This window comes from Nocardioides sp. (genome assembly GCF_036374615.1).
Lineage (GTDB): Bacteria > Actinomycetota > Actinomycetes > Propionibacteriales > Nocardioidaceae > Nocardioides.
The window spans coordinates 1-9074 of record NZ_DASUTK010000031.1 but is presented as its reverse complement, the minus strand read 5'-3'; the positions used below and the strand labels follow the sequence as shown (position 1 = coordinate 9074).

Below are 9074 nucleotides of genomic sequence, written 5' to 3'. Positions count from 1 at the left end.
CTTGCGGTGGGCGCTCGCCGCACTCCCGCGACTCGGCTGCCGCAAGCCCACGACTCGACGACGTCGAGTCGGGGCTGGTCACCTACGTGGGTGCCCCCCGAGCCGAACCTCACCCTTCGACCGGAGGGCGCGGAGGCCCTTCTCATGCCCGTTGATTCGCGTGCTTGCGGCACATGAACGGCGCGCTTGCGGCGGGCGCCTGCCGCATCGGCGCGACTCGAGTGCCGCATCCGCGCGACTCAACGGTGCAGCGCGACTCAACGGTGCAGGCGGGCGAGGAAGCGGTCGGACTCGACGATGACCCGGGTGATCTCACCGGTGCCGACCACCTTGCTGTCGCCGGTGTGGCGGGCAGCGACGGTGAAGCGGTGCAGTCGACCGTCGCTGTACGACGAGGAGGCGGTCACCTCGACCTCGGCCCCGACCGGGGAGGCGGCGAGGTGCTCGAGGGAGATCCGGGTCCCGACCGACGTCTGGCCCGCGGCCAGGTGCGGCTCGATCGCCGCGCAGGTGGCAGCCTCGCACCAGGCGAGCAGCCGCGGGGTGCCGAGCACCGGGAGCGAGCCGCTGCCGACCGCCGCCGCGGTGTCGTCGTCCGAGACCGAGAAGCGCAACGTGGCCTGGGCGTCGTCGCTCATGCCAGCACCTTGTCGAACGCGATCAGGTGCACCCCCGGCATCGGGTCCCAGTCGCGATCCGGCGACCGGGTGTAGCCGAGCCGGGCGTAGAGCCGGTGGGCCGCAGCCATGTCGGCCAGCGACGAGAGGACCATCCCGGTCGCGCCGTGCTGGCGGGCGCGGTCCTCGCAGAGCTCCGCCAACGCCAGTCCGGCGCCGCGCCCGCGTGCGTCCGGATGCACGGCGAGCATCCGGAACTCACCTTCCTCGGCTGTGGAGATCTCACGCCAGGGCGAACCCGGCGGGCAGTAGGTGACGCAGCCGAGCAGCGCGTCGCCCTCGGCGGCGACCCAGAGCTCGGCCTCCCGGGCGCGTCGGGCGGCGTCGCGCACGTGCAGCCGGTAGCCGTCCTCCGCGCCGAGCATGAACTCCTCGTAGGCCGCCACGCTGAGCTCGCCGAGCTCGTCGAGCTCCTCGGGCCTCGCCAGCCGCAGCTCCATCGGCGCCGGCCTCAGATGCCGAACGTGGTGCGCGGGTACGCAGCGTCCACGTCGGTGATCACGTTGACCAGGTACGGGACGTTCGCGGCGAACGCGCGGTCGAGGGCGGCTCCGATCTGTCGGGGGTCCGTCACGGTCTCCCCGGCGCCACCGAGCGCCTTCACGACCTCGTCGTACCGGGTCTGGCCGGCGAGGTCGGCGGCCACGTCGTACCCGTAGATCATCTGCATCGGTCCCTTCTCCAGACCCCATGCGGAGTTGTTGCCGCAGACCATCACCACCGGCAGCTGGTGGCGGACCAGCGTGTCGACGTCCATCAGCGAGAAGCCGGCCGCGCCGTCGCCCAGTAGCAGCACCACCTGCGCGGACGGGCGGGCCAGCCGGGCGGCGATCGCGGCGCCGAGCCCGGCACCCAGGCAGCCGTACGGGCCGGGGTCGAGCCAGCCGCCAGGCCGCTGCGGCTCGACGAACTTCCCGGCGAACGAGACGAAGTCGCCGCCGTCGCCGATCACGACCGCGTCCTCGGCCAGGCGCGGCACCAGCTCGCCGTAGATCCGGGCGGGGTGGATCGGGTCGGCTTCCGCGCCGAGCAGCTGGCTGTCCCGCTCGGCGGCGGCGGCCACGCTCTGCTGCAGCTCGGCCAGCCAGCCCGACCAGTCGGGACGGCGTACCAGCTGCTGGAGGGCGGCCAGAAGGCCGTCCAGGGCAGCCGACAGGTCGCCGCTGGCGGACGCCGCCAGGTCGGCATGGCGGGAGACCTGACCGGGGGAGTCGGCGAGGTGCACGACCTGGGCCGGGGTGGCGCCATCCTTCCCGCCGAAGACGCCGTACCCGAGCCGGAAGTCGAGCGGTGTCCCGACCACGACCACCAGGTCGGAGCCGCCGAGTGCGGCACCCCGCGCCTTGGTGACCAGCTGCGGATGACCGCCGGGGACGACTCCGCGTCCCATCCCGTTGGTGATCACCGGTAGGCCGGTGGCCTCCACGAAGCGCAGCGCCGCCTCCTCCGCGCCGTCGGCCCAGACGTCCGTGCCGAGCACCAAGACCGGCCGGTTCGCCGCGCCGAGCAGCTCCGCCACCTCCGACAGCGCCTCGGGGTCGGGTTCGGCGCCGCGACGGCGGGCACCGGTCGGCAGCTCACCGCTGGCGCTGTTGAAGAACTCGTCCATGGGGATGTCGACGAAGACTGGTCCGCGGTGGGCGGACCCGGCCGCCGTGAACGCGTCGTGCATGCCGTCGAGGACGCCGTCGGCCGTGTGGATGGTGCGGGCGGACTTCGAGATCGGCGCGATGATCGGTGGCTGGTCCAGCTCCTGGAGGCTGCCGCTGCCCCACCGGTTCGCCGGGGCCCGACCGCCGATGACCACCATCGGCGAGCCCGCGAACTGCGCCTGGGCGATCGCGCTCAGGCCGTTGGTCACGCCCGGGCCCGCGGTGAGGACGGCGAGCCCCGGGACCCGGGTCAGCTTCCCGGTCGCCTCGGCCGCGAACGCGGCGGTCTGCTCGTGACGGACGTCGAGCAGCCGCATCGGCGGCTCGGCCTTCACCGCCCCGTCGTACATCGGGAAGACGTGGGCACCCGACAGCGTGAACATCGTCTCGACCCCGTGGGCACGGGCGACCGCGACCGCCAGCTCGCCTGCGTGGCCGGAGAGGGCGGACCCGTCGGTGTGGACGGCGGACTCGTGGACCTCGGTCATGACCCGCAGGCTACTCGGCGGTAGCACCGCCGTCAGCGACCACCCAACGTGAACGGGTTGGTGGCACGCAGGGCCTCGACCGTGATCAGGATCAAGTCGGCCCGCTCGGCGGGCGGACGAGGAGCGAGCGCGAGCTGGAGGTAGAGGGCCCGCAACAGCTGCTGGGCGTTGTTGGTCGCGGCGTACGGGTCACCGTCGCCACGGATCGCGTCCGGCGCGGCCTGCCGCGCCACCCGGCGCACCCACGGCTCGACCACCGTGATCGGAACCAGGTCCCGTCGGAGCACCTCCATCACGGCGTGCGCCATCCGGTCCGGCTCGCCGCTCAGCAGCGGGGTGGTCAGCAGCGCGATCCGGTCGGCCACGACGTCGAGCAGCACCGTCAGCTCGGGTACGCCGAAGTGGCGCGACCCAGCCAGGGCGGCGATCGCGTCGGCACCGTGGGCCACGGTGTGGGCCCACCCCTTGCCCTCGACGTGACCGCGCAGGTCACGCTCACGGAGGTACCAGCCGACGATCTGGTCACCCCAGCGCAGCACCTGCTCGGCCGGGACGAGGTACTCCTTGGTGTCGCGCTCGATCACCGTCGCCAGCACGAGCACGCTGAACGCGCGCCGGAACACGGTGTCGGTGCCCTGCTCGCCCAGCCCGATCTCGAGCCCGGCGGCCATCCCGTCGCCGAGACCCGGCAGCAGCTCGTCGTACACGCCGCGGTCGATCCAGGTGCCGAGCGCGGGGTAGGCGGTGCGGTCGCGCTCCACCGGGTCGGTGGATCCGAGCATCCGCGTCAGCTCTGCGGTCAGCTCGTCCAACGGCCGATCGGTGGGGACCTCGAGGCCGCGTTCGCGCACCTGCCTCCAGTAGAGCCCCGACATGGGGCCTATCCTGCCAGTCGGTCTCGCCAGGGTTCGAGCGGGTGACCCCTCCCTCTACCCTCGAGGCGTGCCGTCGCTGACCGAGCTCGTGCGCAGCCACACCGACCTGGACGACGAGGACGTGGCGTGGCTGCAGCTGATCCAGGCCGACTGGCAGATCATCGCCGACCTGTCCTTCGCCGACCTGGTCCTCTGGCTGCCCGATCGCGAGGGCAAGGGGTTCTGGGCGGGGGCCCAGAAGCGACCCACGACCGGCCCGACGGCGTACGTCGACGACGTGGTCGGCACGTTCGTGCCCGCAGGTCGGCGGCGGATGCTCGACGCCGCTTACGAGCACGGCCGGCTGGTGCGCGACGGGGACCCGGAGTGGCGCGACGAGGTTCCGGTACGGGTCGAGACGATCCCGGTACGCCGGGCGGGGCGGGTGATCGCGGTGATCGCTCGCAACACGAACCTGCTGGGCGTTCGCACCCCCAGCCGGCTCGAGCTCTCCTACCTGCAGACGGCCTCCGACCTGACCCGGATGATCGCGCACGGGCACTTCCCGTCGTCCGGCCAGCGCTCCGACCACGCGGACTCACCCCGGGTGGGCGACGGCTTCGTACGGATCGACGACGCAGGTCGCGTCGAGTACGCGAGCCCCAATGCGCTGTCGGTGTTCCGTCGGCTCGGCCTCAACGGCGACCTGCAGGGGCTGGTGCTCGCGGACGTGACGCGCGAGCTCGTGCCGCCCAAGCGCCGTCCGGACGAGGAGGTCCTCTCGGCCGTGCTGGCCGGCCGCGCGCACCGCGACACCGAGCTCGCGACCGACGAGGTGGCCCTCATCGTGCGGGCGATCCCGCTGCGGCCGGAGGGGGAGCAGATCGGGGCCCTGGTCCTCGTGCGCGACGTCACCGAGCTGCGCCGACGTGACCGGGAGCTGGTCACCAAGGACGCCACGATCCGCGAGATCCACCACCGGGTGAAGAACAACCTCCAGACGGTCGCGGCGCTGCTGCGGCTCCAGGCGCGGCGGATCGACGCCGCCGAGGCGAAGTCGGCACTGGAGGAGGCGGTCCGCCGCGTGGGGTCGATCGCGATCGTCCACGAGACCCTCAGCTCGACCGCCGACGAGCAGGTCGGTTTCGACGAGATCGCCGACCGGCTCGGTCGGATGGTCACCGAGGTGAGCGCGACGGGTGACCAGGTGCGGGTGGTGCGCAGCGGGTCGTTCGGGGTGCTCCCCTCGGACGCCGCGACCGCGCTGGCGATGGTGCTGACCGAGGTGCTCCAGAACGCGGTCGAGCACGGCTACGCAGCCGAGCAGCGCGGACGGATCGAGGTCGACGTCACCCGGCTCGTGGGACGGCTCGAGGTGAGCGTGCAGGACGACGGGCGCGGGCTGCCACGGGGGTTCGACCTCGACGCCTCGACCAACCTCGGGCTGTCCATCGTCCGGACGCTGGTGGAGTCCGAGCTGGGCGGTCGCCTCACCGTCGACGCCGCGCCGTCGGGTCGGGGGACTCGCGTGGTCGTCGACGTACCGCTGACGTGACCGGGTGCGTCTCTCCGGGGAGCGGGGCTCAGGCCGTGCGCACCCGTGCCCGCGCCGTACGCCGCTTGAGCGCCCGGCGTTCGTCCTCGCTCAGGCCCCCCCACACGCCGTGGTCCTGCCCGGCCTCGAGAGCCCACTGCAGGCACTGCTCGCGCACCTCGCAGCGTCGGCACACCTGCTTGGCCTCCTCGATCTGGAGGATGGCCGGACCGGTGTTGCCGATCGGGAAGAACAGTTCCGGGTCCTCGTCGAGGCACGCGGAACGGTCACGCCAATCCATGGGTGGGGGATCCCTCTCTTCTGAACGCTCGGTTCATTGGTCGAAAGTCTCGTGTGCGCGGCTGCGGAACCCGAGTGAGTCGACGGCAGCACCATGTGCACGCTTTCACGAGCGCAACACCTAGGGTTGCAAGAGTTGGATCGTGAAACAACCCCTGATTCCGTCGTGTCCGTCACAAGTACCCCGCCAACTACTCTGGCCACGTGCCCGGACCGGTGATCTACTCGTGAGCGCACTGCGCTCGGACAACCCGCCCCCGCTCACCGTGGCGGCCTCGCTGGCCGCGGTGCAGGGCGGTCTGCTCGTGCTCTACGGCGTCCTGGAGGTCGCCAATCTCAGCCTCGGTCGGGTCACGATGGGCGTGACCACCGCTGTCTTCTTCCTCGCCGCGGGGACCGGACTGGGCGTCTGCGCCTTCTACGTCCAGCGACGGTCGTCCTGGGCCCGGAGCCCGATCGTGCTGGCCCAGCTGATCCAGCTCGGCCTGGCATGGAACTTCCGCAGCGCCCCGACCACCTGGCTCGCCGTCGTGCTGGCCGTGGTCGCCTTGATCGTGCTCGTCGGGATCTTCCACCCCGCCAGCCTGAACGCACTCGAAGGGTCTGCCGCCGAGGCGGATCAGCCGTGATCCTCCAGCGACTCGCGTAGCTGCGCGAGGGCGCGCGTGAGCAGCCGCGACACGTGCATCTGGGACACGCCGATCTCGTCGGCGATCTGGGTCTGGGTCATGTTCTTGAAGAAGCGCAGCAGCAGGATCTTCTTCTCGCGCGGCTCGAGCGCGTCGAGCAGCGGCTTGATCGACTCGCGGATCTCGACGTGCTCCAGGGTGGCGTCGTCGGTGCCCAGGGTGTCCAGCAGTCGGGACGCGCTGTCCTCGTGGTTGTCGCCGGCATCCAGGGAGAGGGTGGAGTAGGCGTTGTTGGACTCGAGCCCCTCCACGATCTCCTCCACCGAGCAGCCGACCCGCTCGGCGAGCTCGCGCGCCGTGGGGGAGCGCCCGAGGGACTGGTTCAGCTCCGCCGTGGCCGCGCCGATCTGCATCCGAAGCTCCTGCAGCCGCCGCGGGACCCGGATCGCCCAGCCCTTGTCACGGAAGTAGCGCTTGATCTCACCGATGATCGTCGGGGTCGCGTACGTCGAGAACTCGACGCCGCGGGCCGAGTCGAACCGGTCGATCGACTTCAGCAACCCGATCGTGCCGACCTGCACGAGGTCCTCGAACGGTTCCCCCCGGTTGCGAAAGCGGCGGGCGCAGTGCTGCACGAGAGCGTGGTGCAGGTGCACGAGCTCCTCACGGGCGGCACGCCGCTCGTGCGCCGTACCGTCTCCTTCGAGCGTGGCGAAGAGCTCGACACTGCGTCGCCGGTTGTCCTCGCTACCAGAAGTCGGGGTGTCTTCCGGCCCGTCACACGGGGTCGCGGAGGTCATGTCAGAGACGGGAGCTCAGGGTCTCGGACTCCATCGACAGGCTCACCACGAAGCGGCCGTCGGCCACCTCGGCGGCAGCGCCGCCGGCGAGGGTGTCGAGCACCTGCCAGGCGAAGCTGTCGTAGTCAGGCGTACCGATGTCGGACCCCGAGACCGACACCCGCACCGTGAGCCTTCCGGCTCCCAGGAAGTACTCGGCGACCAGGTCGGTGCCCGGATCCGCCTCCGGCAGGACCATGGCGCAGGCCTCGCCCACGGCGATCCGCAGGTCCTCGATGTCGTCGATCGTGAAGTCGAGCCGAGCCGACAGGCTCGCGGTCGTCGTGCGCAGCACCGAGACGTACACACTGTCGGCCGGTACCCGCAGCTCGACGTCCGCGCGCTCGTCGGGCGTTCGCGTTGGTGGCATGGGCGGGCGGTCCTCCATCACTCGTCGTGCTGCAGACACTAGTGGGCGTCGGTGGCGCGATGTGGTACCCGATCGTCGCGATCTCGAACGGGCAGCGCTCAGCGGCAGCCCTCGGCGACTGCGCCGTTTGCAGCGCGCCCGATTGGGTACCGCTCGTGGCGGGTGAGTGGTGAACGACTGCCGCGGGAGGGAACGATGGTGCAGCACAGAATCGCCGAGGTGGGTGACCTGCTCCGCTCCGGGGCGCGAGACCTGCCGAGCAACGCAGTGCGGGTGTGGGACCGAGTCCGAGGCAGCGCAGCCAAGGCGCGATCGAGTGCCGCCGCCTGGGTGGCCTCACGCACCGGCCGCGCCGGCCCGGGACCGGACATGGACGGTATGACCAAGGAGGAGCTCATGGAGCTGGCTCGCCAGGAGCAGCTGCGTGGTCGTTCGTCGATGACGAAGGCTCAGCTGGCAGCAGCACTACGCAAGCTTCGCGCCTCCTGACGCTGATGCGACGTCTCCGGCGAAAGGGCTCAGCCTCATGAAGATCTTCCGATGGCTCGGCGCCGGACTCGTCTGGATCGTGGCTGGCCTGGTCGGCCTGGTGGGAGGACTGCTCTGCGTGACCATCCTCCTGCTGCCGCTGGGCATTCCGCTGATCATGCTCTCGCGCCGGCTCTTCTCGCTGGCCGGGCGGATGATGCTGCCTGCCGCGGTCCGGCATCCGGTGAAGGAGCTGGACAAGAAGGGCAGTGGCGTGGCCAAGCGCACGCGGCAGGAGGGCAAGAAGCGTGGCAGTGCCCTGCGCAAGACCGCCGAGAAGAAGGTCGGTCGCCGGAACCGGCTCGGCCTCAAGTGGCCCTGACGGCTCCCCGATCCCGTGGCACATGATGGAGGGGCCGCCCCCGGCGCACCCCCGTGCCTGCCAGGGACGGCCCCCCAAGGGCCACGGTCTGGCCCCCCTCGCGGAATCTCGTCCGAAGACGGTTCGACGCTGGGTGCGGAGTACCCGGAAGGCTGGTCTCCGATGCGGCGTACGGGGTGAGATCGCGGTCACAACGCGAGCCGGGCTGAGCCCCATACCCCATCAGGGTGATGTCGAGGCGCGGTGACCGTGGTTCCATCGAGTGTGTCCATGCTGGGTGACGGCAAGACACCCACGCCCCCTGGCACACCGCCGCCCCCGGCCCATGCGGCCGGGGGCGGTTTACGTCCCGTGCCGTAGTCCGTCGACCGACGCGGTCGAGGCCCTCAGGCATAACGGCAGGTCTTTCAGCGACGACTTCACCCTTCTGGGAGCGTCACACCTTGGGCGACCGCCCGTCTCAGGAGTAAGGGAGCCCGCCCTCGGCACCCAGGGGTTTTCGAGGGCGGGTCCCTCCCTTTGGCCCGAATGGCCCTTACCCAGGCTCAGTCGCGCATTGACACGTCGAAGGGCGTGACACGGCGGCGGAGCCGCCTGGTCAGGAGCGGCGGTCCGGTGGGCGTGTGGTTGCGTTGAGCGGACGCGACTTCGCAGGCTCAGTCGCGCTTTGACACGTCGAAGGCGTGACACGGCGGCGGAGCCGCCTGGTCACGCCTTCTTGTTCTCCTTGTAGTCCCCGCTCAGTGACTAGCGGTGGTAACCGTTGGCGCTTGTGGCCTGACCTGCGCAGACGCGTTGACGACCGTTGGTCGCAATCGGTCGTCTTGCGGACTCCCTGCGGACTGACGGTCAGCGAGCGCCCCATCGCTTGAATACCCCGG

Annotated in this window: 11 protein-coding genes; 4 read left to right on the top strand and 7 right to left on the bottom strand. The window is 71.0% G+C overall.

Annotated elements, in window-relative coordinates; all coding sequences use genetic code 11:
* Positions 1 to 257: 257 nt before the first annotated feature.
* Genes VFZ39_RS02685 through VFZ39_RS02670 form a run of 4 tightly spaced genes read right to left on the bottom strand, consistent with a single transcriptional unit; the run spans position 258 to position 3692 of the window.
* Positions 258 to 638: a thioesterase family protein gene (locus VFZ39_RS02685; protein WP_330864183.1), complete on the bottom strand. Its 381-nt coding sequence runs from the start codon at positions 636 to 638 to the stop codon at positions 258 to 260.
* Complete coding sequence (locus VFZ39_RS02680; RefSeq protein ID WP_330864182.1) at positions 635 to 1117, bottom strand: GNAT family N-acetyltransferase; 483 nt, start codon at positions 1115 to 1117, stop codon at positions 635 to 637. Before VFZ39_RS02680 ends, VFZ39_RS02685 begins: the two co-directional genes overlap by 4 nt.
* Positions 1118 to 1128: 11 nt before the next feature.
* Entirely contained in the window at positions 1129 to 2817 is a 1689-nt protein-coding gene (locus VFZ39_RS02675; RefSeq protein ID WP_330864181.1) for an acetolactate synthase, read from the bottom strand.
* A 32-nt stretch (positions 2818 to 2849) separates the two neighbouring features.
* The gene (locus VFZ39_RS02670) at positions 2850 to 3692 is read right to left on the bottom strand and encodes a DUF2785 domain-containing protein (RefSeq protein WP_330864180.1); all 843 of its coding nucleotides are present in this window, start codon (positions 3690 to 3692) and stop codon (positions 2850 to 2852) included.
* A 67-nt stretch (positions 3693 to 3759) separates the two neighbouring features.
* On the opposite strand from VFZ39_RS02670, the gene VFZ39_RS02665 reads away from it, so the two are divergent.
* Positions 3760 to 5226 carry a sensor histidine kinase gene (locus tag VFZ39_RS02665; RefSeq protein WP_330864179.1) on the top strand — a complete coding sequence of 489 codons (1467 nt, stop codon included), beginning with the start codon at positions 3760 to 3762 and terminating at the stop codon, positions 5224 to 5226.
* 28 nt (positions 5227 to 5254) lie between these two features.
* Here the strand turns inward: VFZ39_RS02665 and VFZ39_RS02660 are convergent, their stop codons facing one another.
* On the bottom strand, positions 5255 to 5506 hold the full coding sequence (locus tag VFZ39_RS02660; protein WP_330864178.1) for a WhiB family transcriptional regulator: 252 nt from the start codon (positions 5504 to 5506) through the stop codon (positions 5255 to 5257).
* A 226-nt stretch (positions 5507 to 5732) separates the two neighbouring features.
* Between VFZ39_RS02660 and VFZ39_RS02655 the strand changes: the two genes are divergently transcribed.
* On the top strand, positions 5733 to 6134 hold the full coding sequence (locus VFZ39_RS02655; protein WP_330864177.1) for a hypothetical protein: 402 nt from the start codon (positions 5733 to 5735) through the stop codon (positions 6132 to 6134).
* On the opposite strand, the gene VFZ39_RS02650 is transcribed toward VFZ39_RS02655, so the two are convergent.
* Both VFZ39_RS02650 and VFZ39_RS02645 read right to left on the bottom strand, forming a co-directional pair.
* Positions 6125 to 6934: an RNA polymerase sigma factor SigF gene (locus VFZ39_RS02650; RefSeq protein ID WP_330864176.1), complete on the bottom strand. Its 810-nt coding sequence runs from the start codon at positions 6932 to 6934 to the stop codon at positions 6125 to 6127. The genes VFZ39_RS02655 and VFZ39_RS02650 overlap by 10 nt on opposite strands.
* Position 6935: 1 nt before the next feature.
* A complete protein-coding gene (locus tag VFZ39_RS02645; RefSeq protein WP_330864175.1) occupies positions 6936 to 7343 on the bottom strand; it encodes an anti-sigma factor in 408 nt (135 codons plus the stop codon).
* A gap of 195 nt (positions 7344 to 7538) precedes the next feature.
* Between VFZ39_RS02645 and VFZ39_RS02640 the strand changes: the two genes are divergently transcribed.
* The gene (locus VFZ39_RS02640) at positions 7539 to 7832 is read left to right on the top strand and encodes a Rho termination factor N-terminal domain-containing protein (RefSeq protein WP_330864174.1); all 294 of its coding nucleotides are present in this window, start codon (positions 7539 to 7541) and stop codon (positions 7830 to 7832) included.
* A 37-nt stretch (positions 7833 to 7869) separates the two neighbouring features.
* A complete protein-coding gene (locus tag VFZ39_RS02635; RefSeq protein WP_330864173.1) occupies positions 7870 to 8193 on the top strand; it encodes a hypothetical protein in 324 nt (107 codons plus the stop codon).
* The last annotated feature ends 881 nt before the right edge of the window (positions 8194 to 9074 follow it).